We start from the raw sequence: 21,956 nt of genomic DNA on the forward strand, positions 1-21,956 counted from the left end.
AAATATAAAAAGGCCGGACGGAAATCCGACAGCAGTAAAAAAGGAGTAAGAACATCATGGATATACAGAAATTTCAGGAAAAGCTGGCAGAAATCTGTGAGCTTGGAGAAAAAAGTGGAAAGATATTAAAACCTCAGCAGATAAAGGAATGTTTCGGTGAAATGGATTTGGATAAATCTCAGCTGATCAAGATCCTGCAGTATCTGAAGCTGAAAGGTATTACTATCGAGGGAGCAGAGGTTGCTCTTCATACATCAGGGGAGGAACAGGAGACAGAGCCGGAAGAGCAGGAACAGAAAGTCCCGCTGACCCCTGAGGAGGAAGAATACCTGAAAGAGTATCTGGAAGGTCTTGAGGAACAGAAGGCAGGGGAAGGACAGACAGAGCTGTACCTGAAATATCTTCCTGCAGCAGCGAAAATGGCAGCAGAGATGAACTGTGAGGAGATTTTCTTGGCTGACCTGATCCAGGAGGCCAATATCAGCCTTCTGATGGCAGTAGGAGAGGAAACAGAAGATGAGAAGGATGACAACTGGTTCATGGGAAGGATCCGGGCAGGAATCCGCCATGCTATTGAAGAGCAGACACAGAGAAAGTTTGAAGACGATTATCTGGTAGCAAAGGTGGAGAAACTGGAGGCTGCTGTCCGTGAACTCACAGAGGACGAAGACGATGAAAACTCGAAGTTCAGTGTGGAAGAGCTGGCGATCATTCTGGATATGGATGAAGAAGAGATCCGTGATGTGCTTCGCCTTACAGGAGATGACAAATAACGTTTTCAGGCCGATGATACAGCATTTGCAGAGCATGAGAATTTATTAAAGGAGGAAAGAGCAATATGTGTATTCCAACACCCCATAATGCAGCGAAAAAAGGAGACATAGCAAAGAAAGTTCTGATGCCGGGAGATCCCCTGCGTGCGAAATTTATTGCAGACAATTATCTGGAGAATCCGGTGTGTTTTAATACAGTCCGGAATATGCTTGGGTATACGGGAACCTATAAAGGAGAATGTGTATCAGTCATGGGAGCGGGCATGGGAATGCCCTCAGCAGGCATTTATACCTATGAGCTGTACAATTTCTATGATGTAGATGAAATTATCCGTATCGGGTCTGCTGGAGGCCTTCAGGACGATGTGAACGTAATGGATGTGGTGATCGCACTGGGAGCATGCACGGATTCCAACTATGCATCACAGTTCTGCCTCCCTGGAACTTTTGCACCCACAGCAAGCTATGAACTTGTGGAAAAGGCAGTACAGGCAGCCAGAAAACTGGGCACACCGGTACGTGTTGGAAATGTAATGTCTTCCGATGCATTTTACAATGATAATCCCAATGCAGCTGCAGCCTGGAGGAAAATGGGCGTGCTCTGTACAGAGATGGAGTGCGCAGCCCTCTTCATGAACGCAGCCAGAGCTGGCAAAAAGGCAGTAGGCATCCTGACGATTTCCGACCACATTTTCAAAGACGAAGCGATCTCAGCAGAGGAGAGACAGACATCCTTCCGGAAAATGATGGAGATTGCTCTTTCTGTAGCGTGTGAACGATAACTAAGATACCGTTAAGTGATTACTGTTCTCAACAAGGAACATTGAAAAAAATGCCTTTTTGTGTTAACATAAAAATATCACGGGAGGTATTTTGAATGCAAATCAGAAAATCAGCAGAGGATTATTTAGAGGCAATTCTGGTTCTGTCGAAACAGGGCGGGGCAGTCCGCTCCATTGATATTGCCACAATGTTGGGGGTGTCTAAGCCGAGTGTAAGCCATGCCATGAAACTGCTTCGGGAAGATGATTATATTGCCATGGACAGGTATGGAACAGTTACACTTCTTGAGAAAGGGGAACAGATCGCGGTTCATATTTATGAAAGACACACGGTATTAAGCAAGATGCTTGAGTACCTTGGGGTAGATCCGGAGATCGCCAGAGAAGATGCGTGTAAGTTAGAGCATGACCTCAGCGATGAGAGTTTCGCGAAGATAAAAGAACACTTCCATAAGAACGTTGGTAAAGTTGAGTAAAACAGATTCATAAAAACAGGCGCTATACAGTGGAAAAGCTGTACAGCGCCTGTTTTTATATAAGAAGCATAAGCCGTTTTATACCTGGGAGGTATCCTTCTGAGGAAGCTGGGCAAGGATGATAGCTGCAAACATGATCACACATCCAAGGATTTCTTTTGCGCTTAGCTGCTGTCCAAGGATGATCCATCCGGCAAGTACGGAGATGCAGGACTCCATACTGAGGATCAGGGATGCCACAGTGGGGTTCATGTTCTTCTGACCGATGACCTGCAGAGTATAGGCAACACCGCAGGACATGACACCTGCATAAAGGATGGGCTGCCATGCTGCCAGAATAGAGGAAACCTGGGGATGTTCCAGGATCAGGGCAGGGATGGCAGACAGGATCCCGCAGGTCAGAAACTGGATACAGGAAAGTTTTACTCCATCTGCTTTCGGAGAAAAGTGATCAATGACCAGAATATGTATGGAGAATAAAAACGCACAGACCAGTACAAGCAGGTCGCCTTTTCCAATGGAAAATCCATCTGTAATGCACAGAAGGTAAAGACCGATCAATGCCATAGCAACAGCAGCCCAGATAAATTTGCTGCATTTTTTGCCAAGAAACAGTCCGATGATCGGTACGATTACGATATAACAGGCAGTAATAAATCCGGCTTTTCCCACAGTGGTATATTTAATGCCGAACTGCTGGAAATTACTTGCCAGACAGAGGCAGATCCCGCAGGAAATACCGCCGATGATCAGATCTTTTCGTTTCTGAATACCGGATGTGGTGCTGGCAGCTGCTTCTGAGATTTCGGAGTTATCAGAATTTTTTTGCCCGGGAATAAGTATGAGAGGAACCAGTACAGCTGATCCGATGAGAGAACGGACTGCGTTAAAGGTGAATCCACCCACATAGTCCATTCCCACGCTTTGAGCCACAAAAGCGATGCCCCAGATAACAGCCGCGAGCAGCAGGAACAGGGAATTCTTTAAAGGTATCTGTTGTTTTTGCATTTGTAAAAAATCCTTCCTTAAATAATGTGTAAATGAAATGTATAAAATGTGGATAATACAAAATATTTATTCATACAGTGTGGATAGAAACAGTATAATCTGTAAGTATCATACTGATTGTAAAATGAATAAATACTTTCATAATTATACAACACAGAGTAAGAAAGTAAAAGAAGATTATAGCAACAAAAAAAGAAGCCCCTGCAGGAGGCTTCTTTTATCTGATTATCTGATCTTAATCCTGATAGCTGAATCAGATAAAGATATATTTCAGGATGAACAAAACAGCCAGCACATACATCAGGGCGCTGATCTTTTTCTCGTTGGCTTTGCCTGTAACTACGTTGATGATCACGTAAGAGATAACTCCCATGGAGATACCTTCAGAGATGCTGTACAGGAAAGGCATGGCGATGATGGCGATAAATGCCGGGATCGCTTCTGTCATATCGTTGAAATCAATCTTGGTCACAGAAGTAAGCATCAGGAATCCTACGATGATCAGTGCCGGAGCAGTAGCGAAGGACGGGATAGCCAGGAAAATCGGTGACAGGAACAGGGACAGTCCGAAAAGGATGGCTGCAACCAGGGAGGTAAGCCCTGTACGTCCGCCTTCTGCAACACCGGAAGCACTTTCTACGAAAGTGGTAACAGTGGAGGTACCGCATATTGCGCCCACTGTGGTTCCTACTGCATCAGAGAGCAGGGCGCCTTTGATCTTCGGAAGTTTGCCGTCTTTGTCCAGCATGTCTGCTTTGGAAGCAACACCGATCAGTGTTCCCAGTGTGTCGAACATGTCTACGAAAAGGAATGCAAACATGATCACAATGAAATCAAGTGAGAATACAATGGAGAAATCCATTTTCATAAAAGTCGGTGCCATACTTGGAACAGAGATTCCTGCGGAAAAATCAGGAAGGAGGCTGTACCATCCTGCTTCCACGTCAGGTCTGTAAATGCCTGTAAGCTGGCAGAGGATACCCAGGATCCATGTAAGAAGGATACCCCAGAGGATACCGCCCTTTACATTTTTTACCAGGAAAATAGCAGTGATCAGGACTCCGATCAGTGCCAGGAGAACTGTGATTCCCTCTGTATGGAAGGTTCCGTTGGCAGCTGAGGATTTAAAGGAGAAAACAGATACCAGTGTAGAATCGTTGTTTACAACGATCTTGGCATTCTGCAGACCGATAAATGCGATGAAAAGTCCGATACCAACAGATACTGCGTGTTTCAGGTTCATAGGGATGGCATTGAAAATAGCTTCACGAACATTGGTCAGTGACAGGAGGATAAAGATGATACCCTCTGCAAAAACAGCTGCCAGAGCCTGCTGCCAGGTATATCCCATACCCAGGACTACCGTGTAGGTGAAATAAGCGTTCAGTCCCATACCCGGGGCAAGGACGAACGGATAATTGGAAAGAAGTGCCATCAGGCAGGTTGCGATAAATGCGGATAATGCTGTGGCTGTAAAAATGGAACCCCGGTCCATTCCTGATGCGGACAGGATGTTCGGATTTACCGCCAGGATGTAAGCCATTGTCATAAAGGTAGTGATACCAGCCATGATCTCGGTCTTTACATCTGTGTGGTTTTCTTTCAGGTGAAACAGTTTGTTAAGATTCATAATCTTTCCCCCTTTTTATTGTATTGCCGGTGTTTCCGTATTTCCTGCAGTTACAGAATCTTTCGTCCGGCTGTGTATTTGGCGGAGATGTTGCGGTCGTCGGAAAGGTAGACAAGTCTTTCCAGCCTGTCTTTCGGAGAGAGCTTCAGAGGGGTGGGAATGGTGGAGCTGTTCAGGACAACTGCATCGAATTCATAACCCTCCTTAAAACTTCCGGCTTTTCCGAAGAAGGAGCCGCCGCCTTCTGTACCCATATAAAAAGCTTCCTCCAGCGTCAGCGGTTTCATGGAAGAATCAATGAGCCGCCAGTACAGTTTGGAAACCTGAATGGCATCAGCCATAGCGCGCAGAATGGAAGAACAGGTTCCACCTGCGACGTCAGAACCAAGTCCGACATGCAGTCCTTCATCCAGATACCGCCTTACAGGAGCGATGCCGGAAGAGAGGTTGATGTTGGACTGTGGACAATGGGCGATATAAACGCCCTGTTTTTTCATAAGTGCGATCTCTTCGTCAGAGGAGTGAACACAGTGAGCCATAATCGTCGGACAATCCCCTCCGAACAATCCGAACCGACTGTAAGCTTCGCCGTAGAAATGTGTATCTGGGCAAAGTTCCTGTACCCAGGCAATTTCACCCAGGTTTTCAGAGAGATGGGACTGCACCGGCAGATGATATTTCTGCTGGAGCGCGGAAAGTTTTTCCATCAGTTCGTCGGAACAGGATGGGATAAATCTTGGTGTCAGGATCGGTTTTACATTTTCGAATTTCGTCAGGGTATCTTCAAGCCAGGACAGGGTAGCATCTGCAGAAGCCTGGGCGCTGGTTTCCTGCAGGACAGGAGAACCGTTTCGATCCATGTTTACTTTGCCAACCATGGTTTTCAGACCGGTCTGGTTCAGAAGTTCCATCAGAATTTCTGTGGCAGGAACATGGAGAGTTCCGAAAATACAGGCACGGGTATTGGGGCCTTTTTTCAGATCTTCCGCGAAAATGGTATAGGCTGCTCTGGCAAACTCTGTGTCCTCATAGCGGGCTTCCTGGGGAAAGGTGATGGTATTCAGCCAGTCCAGCAGTTCCAGATCCATGCCAGATGCCCGGAATGTGTACTGGGGAGCGTGAATGTGCAGATCTGTCAGGCCCGGGATGATCAGTTCATCTCCGAAATCTGTACATGGAATCTGCCTGTATCTGTCCGGAAGTTCTGGAAAAACACCAGCGCAGTGTCCGTTTTCACAGACCACATATCCTCCCTCGGTAATGGAAAGTTCTGTGGGAGAAGTGCTGTAACAGATGGTTCCCTTTAGTGCGAATATTTCTCTGCTCATGATCATTCCCTCTCTTTCTTACAATAAGGAAAGGCAAAAAAAATCTACCGAAGATGTCTTATCTATGCCTGTCCCTTAAGATGACAAAACTTATAGACAACTATTACGGTAGTTGGTAGAAACATCCAACCAATTATGGACATATATAAGTTTCCTGATTATTGTTTATAAAATTATTATAAAATATTTCCAGTTAACTGTCAATTCTTTTGTTTTTTTGATTATGGAATATATGAAATAAGAAATAATCTATTTTATGACAAAAATATCAAAGAAATGATATAAATTTGTAAATGCTCTGTAAATGAGTGTAAGGGCTTTGTAATTGTAATTAATCTGATAGTTCTTTATTATAATAATATCTGGTTAAATATGGAGGTAGATCTTAAAATGGACATATTAAAGGGTAAACGTTATGATGTTATGAATGTGCTTTGGGAAGAGGGAAAACCTCTGTCTGCTTTTGAGATCAATGAAATAGCACCAGAGTTAAAGATGCCAACAGTGCGCAGATGTCTGGAGCTTCTTTTGAAAGAGAAACTGATCGAGGTAGCAGGGACTTCCATGAATGGAAAGGTTTATGCGAGAAATTACAGACCGCTTCTTTCCAGGGAGACATATCTGAAGAATAATGCGGAGAGAAGGAAAATCACTCCGGTGGAAATGATGCATGCGCTGCTGGAGACAGAAGGGATCACAGAGGCTGACCTGAACGAACTTCAGACTCTTCTGGATCATAAAAGAGCAGAGTTAAGAAGCAGATAAAAGATCATAAAAATCATAACATAAAAAAGTTGCCGGTTTCGGCGGCTTTTTTGCATTTTAACAGATTTATGTGTAAAGATTACCTGGTGCTGTTTGCGTCTGACAGGGTGCATATTTGTAAAATAAAAAGTAAAACAGTAAAATGGTAAAAAATAATCTGTGCATAATATCTCATAGGAGCAGGTTTAAATGCAAAAAATCGCAGAAAATTTATGAAAAATATACAAAAATAAATGGCTGAATTGAAATAAAAATAAATATAATTGACAAAAAGAATAAGTATGATATTATTTCTGTATAATGATTTGCAAAGAAGAAAATGCAGCCTTGAAATATTGATTTTAATCATACAACATGAAGAGGAAAAAAGACTATGAATATTATGAAAAAAGAGTACATAGAACACATTTATGCCGGATGGCTTGCAAAAATAATCGGCATTCGTCTGGGAGCTCCGGTAGAGGGTTGGAGCCAGCGGCAGATTGAGGATATTTATGGAGAAACAGATGGATATCTGGTGGATTACAGAGATTTTGCGGCAGATGATGATAGCAATGGCCCACTGTTTTTTCTTAGAGCACTGGAAGATTGTGGGAAAGGTTCCGAAATGAAAGCGCAGGATGTGGCAGAGGCTTTATTGAATTATGCACCTTTTGAACATGGATTTTTCTGGTGGGGCGGTTATGGAGTATCAACAGAACATACAGCATATCTGAATCTGAGAAATGGAATCAAAGCTCCGGAAAGCGGAAGCATTGAACAGAATGGAAAAACAACTGCAGAACAGATTGGTGGTCAGATTTTTATTGATACCTGGGGATTGGTTACACCTGGGAATCCGGATATAGCGGCAAAACTTGCACGGAAAGCAGCAAGTGTTACTCATGGCGGAGACGGAATCCATGGAGGTATTTTTGTGGCTGTGTGCATTAGCTATGCATTTGTGGAATCTGATATGAACAAAATACTGGAAAAAGGACTCAGTTATATTCCGGAAAACTGCGATTATGCAAAGATTGTCAGAGTGGTCATGGATTATCATAAAAAAAATCCGAACAACTGGAAGGATTGCTGGAAATTTATACGTGATAATTATGGATATGATAAATATCCAGGCATGTGCCATATCATTCCGAATACGGCAGTGATGATACTTGCTTTGCTGTATGGTAACGGGGACTTCTCTGATACATTGCAGATCTGCAATCGATGTGGATGGGATACTGACTGCAATGTGGGAAACATCGCAACGATCATGGGAGTCAGAAATGGACTGGATGGAATTGATTATCGCAAGTGGCGTGAGCCGGTCAATGATTTTCTGGCATGCTCCAGTGTTGTGGGCAGTCGTAATATCATGGATATTCCTTACGGTGCATGTTATATTGCGAAACTGGCAGCTGAACTGGCAGGGGAAAAACTGCCGGCTCCATATGATAAAATCGCAGAAGATAAGATTGAAAGCTGCCATTTTGAATTTCCGGGCTCTACCCATGTCATGCGTGTGAGGATAGAACACCTAAATAAGGGAGATGATTATCCGAAACCGGAGTATCATCTGATGAACACAGATGAATCCGCTGCGTTTGGAAACCGTTCTTTGAAAGTAACGGCGAACAGGATGGAATCCGGAGAAAATGTTCTGGTATATAAAAAGACCTATTACAGACCGGCAGATTTTCATGACAGCCGTTATGATCCTGCATTTTCTCCGCTGGTTTATCCGGGACAGACTGTTCATGGAAGTGTAATGGTGCCGGAATATGGACTGTCAGATTTGCAGGTAAGTCTTTATGTACATGAAGTGCGTGGCGACAGGATTTATCAGGGAGATGCAGTGGTGTTGGAGAAAGGTCAGTGGAAACAGCTGGAGTTTGTGATTCCTGCCATGGAAGGTGCGCTTCTGGATGAAGTGGGATTCTGCGTCCATGTAGGCGGGGAAAGAGGATCTGCACAGCAGGTTACAGTACTTTTGGATGATTTTTATACGGACGGAACTCCTGATTATTCTGTCGAAATGAGAAAAGAAGAGGAAGAAGTGTGGACTCCGGTTCATCGCGAAATTACGCAGTTTACCAAATTGAAGGGGCTTTTCTATCTGGCAGATGGAAATCTTCATTTATCCTGCTGCGATTTCGGAGAGGCATATACGGGCAGTCATAACTGGAAGGATTATACGGCTGAATTCTGGCTGACCCCTCATACGGGAGACTGGCATATGATGAATGTAAGGGTGCAGGGAGGAATACGATCTTATGCAGCTGGATTTCTGGCGGACGGACGGGCAGCAATTCTGAAAAATGAAAATGGATATCGGATTCTGAGCCAATGTGACTTTGCCTGGGAGAAAGAAAAAGAATATCATCTTTGCGTCAGCGTTGAGGGAAGCAGACTGATTTTGTGGGTAGATGATCAAAAGCTTCTTGAAGTGACTGATGTGGAAAGGCCATATCTGGAAGGGGCTGTGGGCATTTCTGTACAGAACGGAAGCCATTGTAGCTGCAGTAAAATGGCTGTGCACGGGAATTTCTGAAATCTACGGGACCTGACCTGCCACTGCCAGCTTGTTACGGATGTATGGTAACAAAAAAATACTGCTGAATCTAAAAAGGATTCAGCAGTATTTTCACATTTCAGAAATTATTTTTTGTTCTGTTCAACTTCTTTTAACATCATAGCGCGAACTTTCAGTGGAAGTCCGAACAGTGTGATGAATCCGTCTGCATCGTGGTGGTCATAGAGGTCACCTGTTGTAAAGGATGCAAGAGATTCATTGTACAGGCTGTATGGAGAAGTTGTACCGGCTTTGATGATGTTGCCTTTGTACAGTTTCATCTTAACTTCACCTGTTACATATTTCTGAGTGGACTCAACGAATGCCTGGATTGCTTCACGAAGTGGTGTGTACCATTTTCCTTCGTAAACAACCTGAGCAAACTGGCTGCCAAGTTTCTTCTTGGTTTCCATTGTCTCACGGTCAAGTGTGAGTTCTTCCAGCTGCTCATGAGCTGCCATCAGGATTGTTCCGCCAGGAGTCTCATATACACCACGGGATTTCATACCAACAACACGGTTCTCAACGATATCAACGATACCGATTCCGTTCTCGCCGCCTAATTTATTAAGCTCAGTGATGATCTCGGAAACTTTCATCTCTTTGCCATTTAAGGTTTTCGGAACACCCTGCTCGAATGTCATGGTGATTTCTGTATCTTTATCAGGAGCTTTTTCAGGTGTAACACCTAAAACAAGCATGTTGTCATAGTTTGGAGCCTGAGAAGGATCTTCCAGTTCCAGACCTTCATGGCTGATGTGCCATAAGTTTCTGTCACGGCTGTAGCTGTGGCTTGCATCGAATGGAAGGTCAATTCCGTGAGCCTTGCAGAATGCGATCTCATCTTCACGGGACTGCATGGTCCATTTGTCTGTCATACGCCATGGAGCGATGATCTTGATGTCCGGAGCAAGAGCTTTGATACCAAGTTCGAAACGAATCTGGTCATTACCTTTACCTGTAGCACCGTGGCAGATAGCAACTGCGCCTTCTTTACGTGCAATCTCAACTAATTTCTTGGCGATCGCTGGACGGGCCATGGATGTACCAAGGAGATATTTATGCTCGTATACAGCACCTGCCTGTACACATGGCATAATGAAATCATCACAGAATTCATCAACGATATCTTCGATATATAATTTGGAAGCACCGGAAAGCTTTGCTCTCTCATCCAGTCCATCCAGTTCGTTTCCCTGACCGCAGTTTACACAACAGCAGACAACGTCGTAATCAAATGTCTCTTTTAACCACGGGATCAAGGCTGTGGTATCAAGACCGCCTGAGTATGCTAAAACGACTTTTTCTTTCATGATTGTATTCCTCCTGAAATTGGGTTTTATTATTTTCTTTGTAAAAATTTCCTGAGATATCCGTTTGCTGAAAGTAAATGAATAGGTCGGGATTTTCTGATCTGATTTTTGAATAAATATTCAATGCGGAATAAGATGATTCCCTATGACTCCGCTTAACAAGTGATAATATACACCTTTTTTTATAAATATGCAATAGAAAAATGCAAAAAAGTTTTATTCATTTTTGCATAAATATGCAACATAATATAGGTAAAAACAAGGGAAAATGAACAATCTGAATTAAAATCCATGTAAAAACATTGGAAAATGACTATTGCATATTATGCAAGTAAGATGTATAATTAGTCCAGCGCTCTGGTACAGTAGAGTTTCAGAGCAGATAAGGAAAGACAAACAGATAAAATTTTAAGAACATCGCAGAGAGAAAAATGCTGCGGAAGATGGAGGAAATTATTATGATTAAAGCAGGAATTATCGGTGCCACAGGTTACGCAGGTAACGAGATCGTGAGACTGCTTCTGGGACATAAAGATGTAGAAATTGCATGGTATGGTTCAAGAAGTTACATTGACCAGAAGTATGCAGATGTTTATCAGAATTTTTTTAAACTGGTAGATGCGAAGTGTATGGATGATAATATGGAAGCGTTGGCTGATGAAGCAGATGTGATCTTCACTGCAACTCCTCAGGGACTTTGTGCTTCCTTGATTAATGAAGGAATTCTTTCCAGGGCGAAAGTCATCGACCTGAGTGCGGATTTCCGTATTAAAGATGTGAAGAAATATGAGAAATGGTATGGTATCGAGCATAAAGCTCCGCAGTTTATTGATGAGGCAGTTTATGGATTATGTGAGATTAACCGTGAAGATATCAAGAAAGCAAGACTGATCGCGAACCCAGGATGTTATCCGACATGTTCTACTCTTTCTATTTATCCGCTGATCAAAGAAGGACTGATCGATCCGTCGACGATCATTATCGATGCGAAATCCGGTACTTCAGGAGCAGGACGTGGGGCGAAGGTTGCGAATTTATTCTGTGAAGTAAATGAGAATATTAAGGCTTATGGTGTCGCAACTCACAGACATACACCGGAGATTGAGGATCAGCTTGGATATGCATGCGGTAAGGAAGTACTGATCAATTTCACACCACATCTGATTCCGATGAACCGTGGTATTCTGGTGACTGCTTATGCTTCTCTGACTAAGGATGTTTCTTATGAAGAAGTGAAGGCGATTTATGATAAATATTATGAGAATGAGACTTTTGTCCGTGTACTTGATAAGGATGTGTGTCCACAGACTAAGTGCGTGGAGGGAAGCAACTATGTGGATGTGAACTTTAAGATTGATCCGAGAACTCACAGAGTAATTATGATGGGTGCTATGGATAACCTTGTAAAAGGTGCGGCTGGACAGGCTGTGCAGAATATGAATCTGTTGTTTGGATTTAAGGAATCTGAGGGGCTGCTTCAGGTACCGATGTGTCCGTGATAGGTTGATGAAAAGGGGACGCTCCGGAAATTATGGAAATACAGGAGGATAAATTTATGAAGATTATTGAAGGTGGCGTTACAGCTGCGAAAGGTTTTCAGGCGGCAGCTGCAGCAGCTGAGATTAAATATAAAGGCAGAACAGACATGGCAATGGTTTACAGTGAAGTTCCCTGCGTAGCAGCAGGTACTTTTACGACAAACGTTGTAAAGGCTGCTCCTGTTAAATGGGACCAGGATATTGTGTACAATCATCCGTATGCACAGGCAGTGATCTGTAACAGTGGTATTGCAAATGCCTGTACAGGTACAGAAGGTTATGGATACTGTAAGGAAACTGCAGATGCGGCAGCAGAGGTTCTGGATGTGGCAGCAGACAGTGTGCTGGTGGCTTCTACTGGTGTTATCGGTATGCAGGTTCCGATCGATCGTATTAAGAATGGTGTGAAGATGATGGCTCCGAAGCTGGATGGTTCTCTGGAAGCAGGTACTGAGGCTGCGAAGGCGATCATGACTACGGATACGAAGAAGAAGGAAGTTGCCGTTCAGGTTGAGATTGGTGGTAAGACGGTTACCATTGGCGGTATGTGCAAAGGTTCCGGTATGATCCATCCGAATATGTGCACAATGCTTGGATTTGTTACTACTGATGCGAAGATTTCCAAGAAGATGCTGCAGGAAGCCTTGAGTGAGGATGTGAAGGATACTTACAATATGGTTTCTGTAGACGGCGATACTTCTACCAATGACACCGTTCTTCTTCTGGCAAATGGTCTGGCTGAGAATCCGGAGATTACGGAGAAGGGCGAGGATTATGAGACTTTCAAAGCTGCGCTGAATTATATCAATACTTCCCTGGTTAAGAAGATTGCCGGTGATGGTGAGGGCGCAACTGCTTTGTTTGAAGTGAAGATCATTGGGGCTGAGTCTAAGGAGCAGGCGGTTACGTTGAGTAAATCTGTAGTAACTTCTTCTCTGACAAAGGCTGCTATCTATGGTCATGATGCAAACTGGGGAAGAATCCTGTGTGCGATGGGATATTCCGGTGCGCAGTTTGATCCTGAGAAAGTGGATCTTTACTTCGAGAGCAAGGCCGGAAAGATCAAGATTATTGAGAATGGTGTTGCTACAGATTACAGCGAGGAAGAAGCTACGAAGATTCTTTCCGAGGAGGCTGTTACAGCAATCGCTGATGTGAAGATGGGCGATGCAACAGCAACTGCATGGGGCTGTGACCTGACCTATGATTATGTAAAGATCAATGCAGACTATCGTTCATAATAAAGGAATAATATAGGAAATTGACAAGCTGTTGTTGCCTGAGACAGAATGAAATAAATGATTCCGGACAGAGCAAATTGGAATGGCAGTCAGAGTGTGAATTGGATTACAAAGATTTGTCTGAAAGAACAGATAATCAGTATTTTTTCTATAGCAGGAGAAAGATGTATTTTTCAGACAGATCCAGGGAATAAGGAGAAAGATAAATGGTTAATCAGAAATACTTGGACAAGGCGGAGGTGCTGATCGAGGCGCTTCCTTATATTCAGAGATTCAATCGTAAGATTGTAGTTGTAAAGTACGGCGGAAGTGCCATGCTGGATGATGAACTGAAGAAAAATGTTATCAAAGACGTAGTTCTTCTGAAATTGGTTGGTTTCAAGCCGATCATCGTTCATGGTGGTGGAAAAGAAATCAGCCGCTGGGTTGGCAAAGTAGGTATGGAGCCGAAATTTATCAATGGTCTTCGTGTAACAGATAAAGATACTATGGAAATTGCAGAGATGGTTCTTGCAAAAGTAAACAAGGAACTGGTTGCCATGGTAGAATCTCTCGGCGTAAATGCAGTAGGTATCAGCGGTAAAGATGGTGGTCTGCTGAAATGCCGCAAGAAACAGACAGAGGGCGGAGATATTGGTTTTGTAGGTGAAGTTACAAAGGTTGAGCCGAAGATTCTGGAAGATCTTCTTGAAAAAGATTTCCTGCCGATCATTTTCCCGGTGGGTTATGATGATAATTTTGCTACTTATAATATTAATGCAGATGATGCCGCATGTGCCATTGCAGAGGCTGTACATGCAGAGAAACTTGCGTTCCTTTCTGATATTGAAGGCGTTTATAAAGACAAAGATGATCACTCCAGTCTGATTTCTGAACTTCATGTAGACGAAGCACAGAAACTGATTGATGATGGATTCGTAGGCGGCGGTATGATTCCGAAGCTGAAGAACTGTATTGATGCCATTGAAGAAGGCGTTAACAGAGTTCATATCCTGGACGGAAGAATTCCGCACAGCTTACTGCTGGAGATCTTTACAAACAAAGGTATTGGTACTGCAATTCTGAGAGAAGACGGGGAGAAATATTACAATGAACATGAATGAACAGATGAAGGAATCCGAAGAGAGTATCCTTCACACTTATAATCGTTTTCCTGTTGTTTTTGAAAAAGGACAGGGATGTTACTTATACGATTCCGAGGGAAAGGAATATCTGGATTTTGCGGCAGGTATCGCTGTAAATTCTCTGGGATATCACTATCCGGGATATGATGAAGCACTGAAAGACCAGATCGATAAGCTGATGCACATTTCCAACTTATATTATAATGAGCCGATCATTGAGGCCGGTGCGAAACTGGTAAAGGCAAGCGGAATGAGCAAGGCATTCTTTACCAACAGTGGTACAGAAGCAATCGAAGGTGCTTTAAAAGCAGCCAAGAAATATGCGTATGTACGTGACGGACATGCAGATCATGAGATCATTGCCATGAACCATTCTTTCCATGGAAGAAGTATCGGAGCACTTTCTGTAACAGGAACTGCTCATTACAGAGAGCCATTCGAGCCTCTGATGGGAGGTGTAAAGTTTGCAGATTTCAATGATCTTGAGAGTGTAAAGGCTCAGATTACAGATAAGACCTGTGCGATCATTACTGAAGTTGTACAGGGTGAAGGTGGCATTTATCCGGCGAAGAAAGAATTCCTGGAAGGTCTGCGTCAGATCTGTGATGAGAAAGATATCATGCTGATCTTCGATGAGATCCAGTGTGGTATGGGAAGAACCGGACATTATTTTGCATGGCAGGCATACGGTGTACAGCCGGATATCATGACCAGTGCGAAAGCTCTTGGATGCGGCGTGCCGGTAGGTGCATTTGTGCTGAGCGAGAAAGCTGCCAAAGCTTCTCTGGAGCCAGGGGATCATGGTACAACTTACGGTGGAAATCCATTTGTATGTGCTGCAGTCAGCAAGGTATTTGATATTTATGAGAATGACAAGATCATCGAACATGTACAGGAAACAGCTCCATATCTGGAACAGAAACTGGATGAGCTGGTTGCAAAACATGAATGTGCTACTACAAGACGAGGCATGGGCTTCATGCAGGGAATCGTGATCCAGGGACGTCCGGTTGGCGAAGTTGTAAAGGCTGCTCTTGCAAAAGGACTGCTGGTGATCTCCGCAGGCAGTGATGTACTGAGGATCGTACCTCCGCTTGTAATCACCAAAGAACACATCGACAAGATGGCTGCTATTCTGGATGAGTGCATGGAATAATTTTAACCAAATCAAGTATTAAGTCTTCAAACAAGCATTTTACAGCACGTAAAGGAGTGGGTGTAAATGCCATTTATGTTGAGCAGAAGCAGGATTACGTTATAAAAAGGGAATACAGCCAAAATCCGGGAAAAGAATACCAGGGATGGACTGGTTCTCCATTAAATTATTGCTTTGATCTGAATTTTGACTAAACAAAACCCCCGTTTATAACATCAGAACACGTATCTGATGTATAGACGGGGGTTTTGTTATATTTTCCGTAAAACCTGCCGGAAGCGTGTATGATTTTATTCGGAATGAATAGACTAATTTGGAGATGTTTTTTTCAGAATATTAAATGATTCTTGGGAGGGAAAATTATGTGGGGATTTATCGCGGCATTGATTTCAGGGGCATTGATGAGTATTCAGGGGGTTTTTAACACGGAGGTGACGAAGCAGACCAGCCTGTGGGTGTCCACGGGATGGGTGCAGCTGTCTGCGCTTGTGGTCTGCGTGCTGGCATGGCTGTTTACAGGGCGGGAAAGTATTGCAGCTCTCTGGCAGGTGGATAATAAGTATACACTGCTGGGAGGGGTGATCGGAGCATTTATTACCATCACAGTGATCCAGAGTATGGGGGCACTGGGGCCGGCAAAGGCAGCTATGCTTATTGTAATCTCACAGCTGGCAGTGGCGTATATTATAGAACTTCTGGGGATTTTCGGGGTGGATAAGCAGCCATTTGAATGGCGGAAACTTCTGGGAATGGGAATCGCTATCGTGGGAATTATTATATTTAAATGGCAAAAATAAGAGTTTACTATTGTAAAATCATTAAGATTTCGTTACAATAAGATATGGCATTATGGACAAGGGGACTCTTATCCGGAAGAAGGAGGAGCAGACCTTGTTAGGAAATTTAAATAAGAACATATGCTATGCTGTGGTTTGTATTCTGATTCTTACAACACTGACAGGGTGTAAGAGCAGGGAAGCACAGTTTCTGATCGATGGCTTCCAGGAAGCGAAGGCAGAAGTGGAGGCTGAGGAGAAGGAAACTGCAGATGCAGATCGGGCAGAGGAAAATGTGTCCAAAGAGCCGGAGATATCAGATGAACCGGAGAAAGCCGCGGAGATTTATGTGGATGTCTGCGGGGCAGTAGCGAATCCGGGAGTTTTCCGGATGGAGGAAGGCAGCAGGGTTTTCCAGGCCATCGAAGCTGCGGGAGGATTTTTGCCGGAAGCAGCACAGACCTGTGTGAACCAGGCGGGTATCCTGGCAGATGGACAGCAGCTGTACATCCTTACACAGGAGGAAATGGAGCAGCAGGATCTGAAACCGGGAGAGACGGCTACTGCGCAGAATAATCCGTCAGGCACGGATTTAAATCGGCAGGATAGCAGAGTAAATATAAATACAGCAGATGAGAGCCAGCTTACCACCCTGACAGGAATCGGAGCCACCCGGGCGAAAGCGATCATTGCATACCGGGAGGAGAACGGACCATTTGCAACCATAGAAGACATCATGAATGTACAGGGCATCAAAGAGGGTACATTCGTTAAGATAAAAGATGAGATTGTAGTAGGATAAGGAGAATTCAATGAGCAGGAAAGTATTGGTAGTAGATGATGAAAAGCTGATCGTAAAGGGAGTCCGTTTCAGTCTGGAACAGGATGGAATGGAAGTTGACTGTGCTTACGATGGTGAGGAAGCTGTAGAGAAAGCGAAAGAAAAGAAATATGATATTATCCTTCTGGATCTGATGCTGCCGAAGATGGATGGACTGGAGGTCTGCCAGCAGATCCGAGAATTTTCCAATGTTCCTATTGTGATGCTGACTGCCAAGGGCGAAGATATGGATAAGATCCTGGGACTGGAATACGGAGCAGATGATTATATTACCAAACCTTTCAATATCCTTGAAGTGAAAGCACGTATCAAAGCTATCATGCGCCGTGCAGGAAGTGACCATGAGGAGAAAGATAAGGCGAAAAATATCCAGGTAGGAGACCTGCGTATGGACTGTGAGGGAAGACGTGTATTTATCGCAGATAAAGAGATCAACCTGACTGCCAAGGAATTCGATGTACTGGAGCTTCTGGTATTTAACCCGAATAAGGTTTACAGCCGTGAGAATCTGCTGAATATTGTATGGGGCTACGAGTATCCGGGTGATGTACGTACTGTGGATGTACATATCCGCCGCCTTCGTGAGAAAATTGAAACCAATCCAAGTGAGCCGAAATATGTACACACCAAATGGGGCGTGGGATATTATTTCCAGGCACAGTAGGATCATAAATAAAAGAGGCCAGCGTTTTACAGACGCTGGCCTCTTTTTGATATGCCCCCACTGGTCAATCATGCAGCATGACTTTGGCAGTGAAGATGCCATCTTTGTAGGTGAAGGAATCTGCCCCTCCGTTTTTCTCACAGATACGCCGTACCGACTGGAGGCCGATACCGTTTCCCGTTCTCTTGGATGACTGGAAAATACCGTTTTTCTCCCGGATCTCTCCGTCGTAGGGGTTGGATACCTGGATCAGGATCAGATGTTCGGCATGAAGATAGGCGGTTATTTTGATATGGCGGCGGGAAGGGGATGTTTTCTGGCTGGCTTCCAGGGCATTTTCCAGAAGGTTGGAAAGTACCAGACACATGTCAATCTCGTCTACCGGTACTTTGGCAGGCAGATCCATCTGTGCCTGGAAAGGAATGCCGGACCTGTGGGCCAGCTCGCAGTAATAACCTGCTACACTGTCAGCTGCGCGGTTTTTACAGAAATGCATGTCAAGGCTGGGAATCCTGCTGCCTGTCAGGGAAAGGTACTCTCTGATGCCTTCCAGATCGCCGTTTTCTGCCATTGCAGAGAGTTGGTGGAAATGGTGACGCATATCGTGTCTTGCATGACGGGTCTCTTCGATGGCAGTACAGAGATTATCGTAGCGTGTCTGCTGCATGTTCAGCAAATGATTCTCCTGCTGTAATTTCGCATTTTTGTTCAGGCTGTCTGCTATCAGCAGGAACATGGTGTAAAACAGACAGAGGATCAGCAGCAATGTCAGGCTGATGATAATGTAGCCCTTCAGGATACGTCCGGAATACAGAGTTCCTTTATATCTGGGAACCATGAACAGATTTAAACCGATAAAAACAAGGGGCAGGATCCAGAACACATACCATGTCTGTGCCAGATTCTCGTCTTCTGCCATATCACGGACTGAATGAGTGGCCGGATACCATGCAAGAAGTACGAACAGCCAGCAGAAACCATTATAAAGAAGCCCGGCAGGGATCTGGAACCATAATTCATGTCCGTACAGATTGCTCTCGGAGATCATAACAGCATTAATGGCTCTGGAAATGCTGTTAAGGCAGGCGAAGACCGCACACACCGCCAGAGCAATACTGCCGGATTTCCAGATGGAAACCGGAAGAGATATCATATAGATGGCTATTGCACCTGTTGTCAGGATCAGCAGGAAAGGTGCGGAAGAAATCCTTACATGATAACAGAAAAATCCTCCTGCAATACACAGCCCCAGAGAGGGTAAAAGAAGCCAGCCAAAGAGTTTCCGTACAGAATATCTGAGACTGGAGTTCAGCGGCAGGTATGCCAGAAGAAGTCCTGGAATCACTACAGTAAGTTCCAGAACAGGACGTAGAATATTAATCATGATCAATGCCCTCCCTGAAAAAGAAAATCCATGAAAACCTGTCGTGCATTTTTTACAAGTTTCCGGCTGATCAGCACAGTACTTCCCTCATCCATAACAAAAGAAGCGTCAGCAAGATCAGCCACATGTTCCAGATTTACTACAGCACCCCGGCTGCACGGAAAGAATCTGGAATCTTCTTTCAGCCGTTTCACCAGAAGTGGCCGCTCTTTCGCAATATCATCAACAACAGTAATTCTCATAACTATTTCCTCCTTTGTATCAGATGTATCAGAGTAAATTCAGGATTTTATAAAATGAGTATAGCACAATATTTCACCATGTTCTATGAACCTGTTTGATAATTTGTGACAGCCTCAGCCTGAAAAAGGGAAAAACTGTTAGGAGCAGACAGGACGTCTGGCATAAATGTCTGATCTATGATAAGATTGATTTATAAAATAAAAGGCGGGCAGAGCTATAGGATGAGAGATAAATATGGAAGAGAAATAGATTATTTAAGGATTTCCCTGACAGACAGATGTAATCTGAGATGCATTTACTGTATGCCGGAGGAAGGGGTGAAATCACTTTCCCATGGGGACATCCTCACATATGACGAGATCCTCCGTATCTGCAGGTGCACAGCAGATCTGGGAATCCGTAAAATAAAACTGACAGGCGGGGAGCCTCTTGTGCGTAAAGGCTGCGCAAGTCTGGCAAAGCAGATCAGGGCAATCCCAGGGATAGAGGAGATAACCCTGACGACAAATGGAATTCTGCTTGCAGACCAATTGGATGCATTGCTGGATGCAGGAATCGATGCCATTAATATCAGTCTGGATACTCTGGACCCGGAACTTTTTAAGAAAGTTACGAGACGTGATGAACTGGAAAAAGTATTCAGGGGAATTGAGGCAGCACTTGCACATCCGGGACTTTCCCTGAAGATCAACAGCGTTCCTGTTATCAAAGAGAAAGATAATTTCGTGGCCATCGCAGGGCTGGCACAGAAATATCCCATTCATGTGCGTTTTATCGAAATGATGCCGATCGGATTCGGGAAACAGTTCCCGTTTCAGGATGAGGAATCTATCAAAGCAGTTCTGGAAGAAGCGTACGGCTCCATGAGCCCGGTGACAGAAAGACTTGGAAATGGCCCCTGCCATTACTATGAGGTGCCGGGGTTCAAGGGAAAGATTGGCTTTATCAGTGCCATGACCCACAAATTCTGCAGCCAGTGCAACCGTGTCCGTCTCACGTCAGAAGGCTTCATGAAAGGATGCCTCCAGTATCAGGAAGGCACAGATCTCCGAGCCCTGATGCGAGGCGGCTGTGCAGATGAACAGCTTAAAGATGCAATTTACCAGGTTATCTGGAATAAACCGGCCAGCCATAATTTCTATGAATCGAAAACGGAACAGGATGAAATACGTGGAATGTCACAGATTGGTGGATGATCCAAATAGATGTTGGCATTGTCAGCAGCAAGGACTTTAGGTTGTGAGGGGGAATAAAAGTGCCAGATTGGAAAATGCGAATTCATTTATGCATTGCAATTCTTCAAGGCGTGGTACGTGGTACCGTTTCTGCAGTTGCCCTTGGGATTTTAATAAAATTTATACATGATTATTGCGGTGGAGCCGGTCATGCTTTGTATGGAATTGTAGTTTTACTTTTATATTTTTGGATATCTGATACAGAGAGAAAATTAGTCGGAAGATCAGATATTGACATAAACAAGATAAAAACACGTTTAAAAGATTCTTCAAATAATTTGAGCAAAAAGGTACGGACAAAGAAGAAAATTTTCACAGAGGAATTGCCGGGGTTGTATTATTGCCAAATAGGCGCTTTTATTACAATTATTCTTTGGATCATATATGGCATTTATAGTTTGATACATGGATTGAAATCATATATAGTAATAGAAATTATATTGGCAATTATAACTGCAGTTATGTTAGGAATACTATTGATGGTGACTGGGCATTACGAGGGGACTGTTTATCGTGATTTATATTCGGGCTGGACTGGCAATGACTGGACACCTTTTGGACATACTGGAGAAAAATTTTCTTGTGGCCTTACTTATCGGAAAAAAATAACGATTGAAGAAATGGAGGCTTCCTGTATACAGAATGGATATGTTCTTTTTTTGTCAAAAAAACTGGATAAACACTTGGATATTTGGGTATACAAAAAAGCTGAAAAGAATAAACTATGGATTTTTGAAATTGTTAAAGTACCAGGGATAGCAGATGAAGATATTGACAAATTAAATGAAGATTTTCATGAAATGTTAAAGCTTGACAAAATACGGGAAAAATATAAAAAAATAAATTTGATTTATATATTATATTCCAAAGAAGAAACTCCAACTTTTAGAAATATTTTACATAGATATATAAAAAAACCTTTGGGAAATAATTATTATCGTTTATCAACAGGGTATTTGGAAGAAGAACAGGAGTTATATAGATCGATAAGCGAAACATTTTCTATTGGCGATACACGTGAACGAGAATATAAAAGGCTGTGCAAAGAATTTTATCAAATTATGCAGATTGCAGAAAAGGATATTGTGTAAGCTATAAGCATTTTTAAGAAAAATGTGACACATC

20 protein-coding genes and 1 riboswitch are annotated in these 21,956 nt (G+C 43.5%); of the genes, 14 read left to right on the forward strand and 6 right to left on the reverse strand.

The features are described 5' to 3' along the window. The first annotated feature begins 56 nt into the window (after positions 1-56). The 3 genes from R8695_RS02045 to R8695_RS02055 all read left to right on the forward strand — a co-directional run bounded on the left by R8695_RS02045 (position 57) and on the right by R8695_RS02055 (position 2,031). A complete protein-coding gene (locus R8695_RS02045) occupies positions 57-773 on the forward strand; it encodes a sigma-70 family RNA polymerase sigma factor (RefSeq protein WP_118510617.1) in 717 nt (238 codons plus the stop codon). Between the two features lie 65 nt (positions 774-838). Continuing rightward, positions 839-1,555 carry a purine-nucleoside phosphorylase gene (gene deoD, locus R8695_RS02050; RefSeq protein ID WP_118510615.1) on the forward strand — a complete coding sequence of 239 codons (717 nt, stop codon included), beginning with the start codon at positions 839-841 and terminating at the stop codon, positions 1,553-1,555. 95 nt (positions 1,556-1,650) lie between these two features. Next, on the forward strand, positions 1,651-2,031 hold the full coding sequence (locus R8695_RS02055) for a metal-dependent transcriptional regulator (protein WP_118510613.1): 381 nt from the start codon (positions 1,651-1,653) through the stop codon (positions 2,029-2,031). 78 nt (positions 2,032-2,109) lie between these two features. Here R8695_RS02055 and R8695_RS02060 read toward each other — a convergent pair whose 3' ends face one another. The 3 genes from R8695_RS02060 to R8695_RS02070 form a co-directional block, all read right to left on the reverse strand. Further along, positions 2,110-3,024 carry a DMT family transporter gene (locus tag R8695_RS02060; protein WP_118510659.1) on the reverse strand — a complete coding sequence of 305 codons (915 nt, stop codon included), beginning with the start codon at positions 3,022-3,024 and terminating at the stop codon, positions 2,110-2,112. Between the two features lie 268 nt (positions 3,025-3,292). Then, positions 3,293-4,669 (reverse strand): NCS2 family permease, encoded by a 1,377-nt coding sequence (locus tag R8695_RS02065; RefSeq protein ID WP_154780428.1) that lies wholly within the window; start codon positions 4,667-4,669, stop codon positions 3,293-3,295. Positions 4,670-4,719: 50 nt separating this feature from the next. After that, on the reverse strand, positions 4,720-5,997 hold the full coding sequence (locus tag R8695_RS02070) for an amidohydrolase family protein (protein ID WP_118510609.1): 1,278 nt from the start codon (positions 5,995-5,997) through the stop codon (positions 4,720-4,722). 73 nt (positions 5,998-6,070) lie between these two features. Next, positions 6,071-6,166, reverse strand: a riboswitch (purine riboswitch). 221 nt (positions 6,167-6,387) lie between these two features. Here R8695_RS02070 and R8695_RS02075 point away from each other — a divergent pair. After that, entirely contained in the window at positions 6,388-6,762 is a 375-nt protein-coding gene (locus tag R8695_RS02075) for a BlaI/MecI/CopY family transcriptional regulator (protein ID WP_118510607.1), read from the forward strand. Between the two features lie 373 nt (positions 6,763-7,135). Further along, positions 7,136-9,295 (forward strand): ADP-ribosylglycohydrolase family protein, encoded by a 2,160-nt coding sequence (locus tag R8695_RS02080; RefSeq protein ID WP_243139534.1) that lies wholly within the window; start codon positions 7,136-7,138, stop codon positions 9,293-9,295. Positions 9,296-9,402: 107 nt separating this feature from the next. Here R8695_RS02080 and R8695_RS02085 read toward each other — a convergent pair whose 3' ends face one another. Then, positions 9,403-10,629: an argininosuccinate synthase gene (locus tag R8695_RS02085; RefSeq protein WP_118510605.1), complete on the reverse strand. Its 1,227-nt coding sequence runs from the start codon at positions 10,627-10,629 to the stop codon at positions 9,403-9,405. Positions 10,630-11,087: 458 nt separating this feature from the next. On the opposite strand from R8695_RS02085, the gene argC reads away from it, so the two are divergent. The 7 genes from argC (at position 11,088) to R8695_RS02120 (ending at position 17,969) form a co-directional block, all read left to right on the forward strand. Next, positions 11,088-12,128: an N-acetyl-gamma-glutamyl-phosphate reductase gene (gene argC / locus R8695_RS02090; RefSeq protein WP_118510603.1), complete on the forward strand. Its 1,041-nt coding sequence runs from the start codon at positions 11,088-11,090 to the stop codon at positions 12,126-12,128. Positions 12,129-12,184: 56 nt separating this feature from the next. Continuing rightward, positions 12,185-13,408 carry a bifunctional glutamate N-acetyltransferase/amino-acid acetyltransferase ArgJ gene (gene argJ / locus R8695_RS02095; RefSeq protein WP_154780427.1) on the forward strand — a complete coding sequence of 408 codons (1,224 nt, stop codon included), beginning with the start codon at positions 12,185-12,187 and terminating at the stop codon, positions 13,406-13,408. A gap of 206 nt (positions 13,409-13,614) precedes the next feature. Further along, positions 13,615-14,511, forward strand: coding sequence for an acetylglutamate kinase (argB, locus tag R8695_RS02100; protein WP_154780426.1), 897 nt, complete (start codon positions 13,615-13,617; stop codon positions 14,509-14,511). Beyond that, positions 14,498-15,688, forward strand: coding sequence for an aspartate aminotransferase family protein (locus R8695_RS02105; protein WP_154780425.1), 1,191 nt, complete (start codon positions 14,498-14,500; stop codon positions 15,686-15,688). Before argB ends, R8695_RS02105 begins: the two co-directional genes overlap by 14 nt. A 362-nt stretch (positions 15,689-16,050) precedes the next feature. Further along, entirely contained in the window at positions 16,051-16,485 is a 435-nt protein-coding gene (locus R8695_RS02110; RefSeq protein ID WP_154780424.1) for a DMT family transporter, read from the forward strand. Between the two features lie 94 nt (positions 16,486-16,579). Continuing rightward, the gene (locus R8695_RS02115; RefSeq protein ID WP_243139533.1) at positions 16,580-17,266 is read left to right on the forward strand and encodes a helix-hairpin-helix domain-containing protein; all 687 of its coding nucleotides are present in this window, start codon (positions 16,580-16,582) and stop codon (positions 17,264-17,266) included. Positions 17,267-17,276: 10 nt separating this feature from the next. Beyond that, a complete protein-coding gene (locus tag R8695_RS02120) occupies positions 17,277-17,969 on the forward strand; it encodes a response regulator transcription factor (RefSeq protein ID WP_118510591.1) in 693 nt (230 codons plus the stop codon). Between the two features lie 64 nt (positions 17,970-18,033). On the opposite strand, the gene R8695_RS02125 is transcribed toward R8695_RS02120, so the two are convergent. Both R8695_RS02125 and R8695_RS02130 read right to left on the reverse strand, forming a co-directional pair. Then, positions 18,034-19,353 carry a sensor histidine kinase gene (locus tag R8695_RS02125; protein WP_154780422.1) on the reverse strand — a complete coding sequence of 440 codons (1,320 nt, stop codon included), beginning with the start codon at positions 19,351-19,353 and terminating at the stop codon, positions 18,034-18,036. A gap of 2 nt (positions 19,354-19,355) precedes the next feature. After that, positions 19,356-19,595, reverse strand: coding sequence for a LytTR family transcriptional regulator DNA-binding domain-containing protein (locus R8695_RS02130; RefSeq protein WP_118510587.1), 240 nt, complete (start codon positions 19,593-19,595; stop codon positions 19,356-19,358). A 222-nt stretch (positions 19,596-19,817) separates the two neighbouring features. Between R8695_RS02130 and moaA the strand changes: the two genes are divergently transcribed. Further along, positions 19,818-20,792 (forward strand): GTP 3',8-cyclase MoaA, encoded by a 975-nt coding sequence (gene moaA, locus R8695_RS02135; RefSeq protein WP_154780421.1) that lies wholly within the window; start codon positions 19,818-19,820, stop codon positions 20,790-20,792. Between the two features lie 59 nt (positions 20,793-20,851). Further along, the gene (locus R8695_RS02140; protein ID WP_118510583.1) at positions 20,852-21,922 is read left to right on the forward strand and encodes a hypothetical protein; all 1,071 of its coding nucleotides are present in this window, start codon (positions 20,852-20,854) and stop codon (positions 21,920-21,922) included. The last annotated feature ends 34 nt before the right edge of the window (positions 21,923-21,956 follow it).

Origin of the sequence: Blautia luti, assembly GCF_033096465.1 — a bacterium.
GTDB lineage: Bacteria > Bacillota > Clostridia > Lachnospirales > Lachnospiraceae > Blautia_A > Blautia_A luti.

Bases quoted from the DNA above. Each gene is read 5' to 3' on its own strand.
- R8695_RS02045 (WP_118510617.1), top strand. From the start codon at position 57: ATGGATATACAGAAATTTCAGGAAAAGCTGGCAGAAATCTGTGAGCTT.
- deoD (WP_118510615.1), top strand. From the start codon at position 839: ATGTGTATTCCAACACCCCATAATGCAGCGAAAAAAGGAGACATAGCA.
- R8695_RS02055 (WP_118510613.1), top strand. From the start codon at position 1,651: ATGCAAATCAGAAAATCAGCAGAGGATTATTTAGAGGCAATTCTGGTT.
- R8695_RS02065 (WP_154780428.1), bottom strand. From the start codon at position 4,669: ATGAATCTTAACAAACTGTTTCACCTGAAAGAAAACCACACAGATGTA.
- R8695_RS02070 (WP_118510609.1), bottom strand. From the start codon at position 5,997: ATGAGCAGAGAAATATTCGCACTAAAGGGAACCATCTGTTACAGCACT.
- R8695_RS02075 (WP_118510607.1), top strand. From the start codon at position 6,388: ATGGACATATTAAAGGGTAAACGTTATGATGTTATGAATGTGCTTTGG.
- R8695_RS02080 (WP_243139534.1), top strand. From the start codon at position 7,136: ATGAATATTATGAAAAAAGAGTACATAGAACACATTTATGCCGGATGG.
- R8695_RS02085 (WP_118510605.1), bottom strand. From the start codon at position 10,629: ATGAAAGAAAAAGTCGTTTTAGCATACTCAGGCGGTCTTGATACCACA.
- argC (WP_118510603.1), top strand. From the start codon at position 11,088: ATGATTAAAGCAGGAATTATCGGTGCCACAGGTTACGCAGGTAACGAG.
- argJ (WP_154780427.1), top strand. From the start codon at position 12,185: ATGAAGATTATTGAAGGTGGCGTTACAGCTGCGAAAGGTTTTCAGGCG.
- argB (WP_154780426.1), top strand. From the start codon at position 13,615: ATGGTTAATCAGAAATACTTGGACAAGGCGGAGGTGCTGATCGAGGCG.
- R8695_RS02105 (WP_154780425.1), top strand. From the start codon at position 14,498: ATGAACATGAATGAACAGATGAAGGAATCCGAAGAGAGTATCCTTCAC.
- R8695_RS02110 (WP_154780424.1), top strand. From the start codon at position 16,051: ATGTGGGGATTTATCGCGGCATTGATTTCAGGGGCATTGATGAGTATT.
- R8695_RS02120 (WP_118510591.1), top strand. From the start codon at position 17,277: ATGAGCAGGAAAGTATTGGTAGTAGATGATGAAAAGCTGATCGTAAAG.
- R8695_RS02125 (WP_154780422.1), bottom strand. From the start codon at position 19,353: ATGATTAATATTCTACGTCCTGTTCTGGAACTTACTGTAGTGATTCCA.
- R8695_RS02130 (WP_118510587.1), bottom strand. From the start codon at position 19,595: ATGAGAATTACTGTTGTTGATGATATTGCGAAAGAGCGGCCACTTCTG.
- moaA (WP_154780421.1), top strand. From the start codon at position 19,818: ATGAGAGATAAATATGGAAGAGAAATAGATTATTTAAGGATTTCCCTG.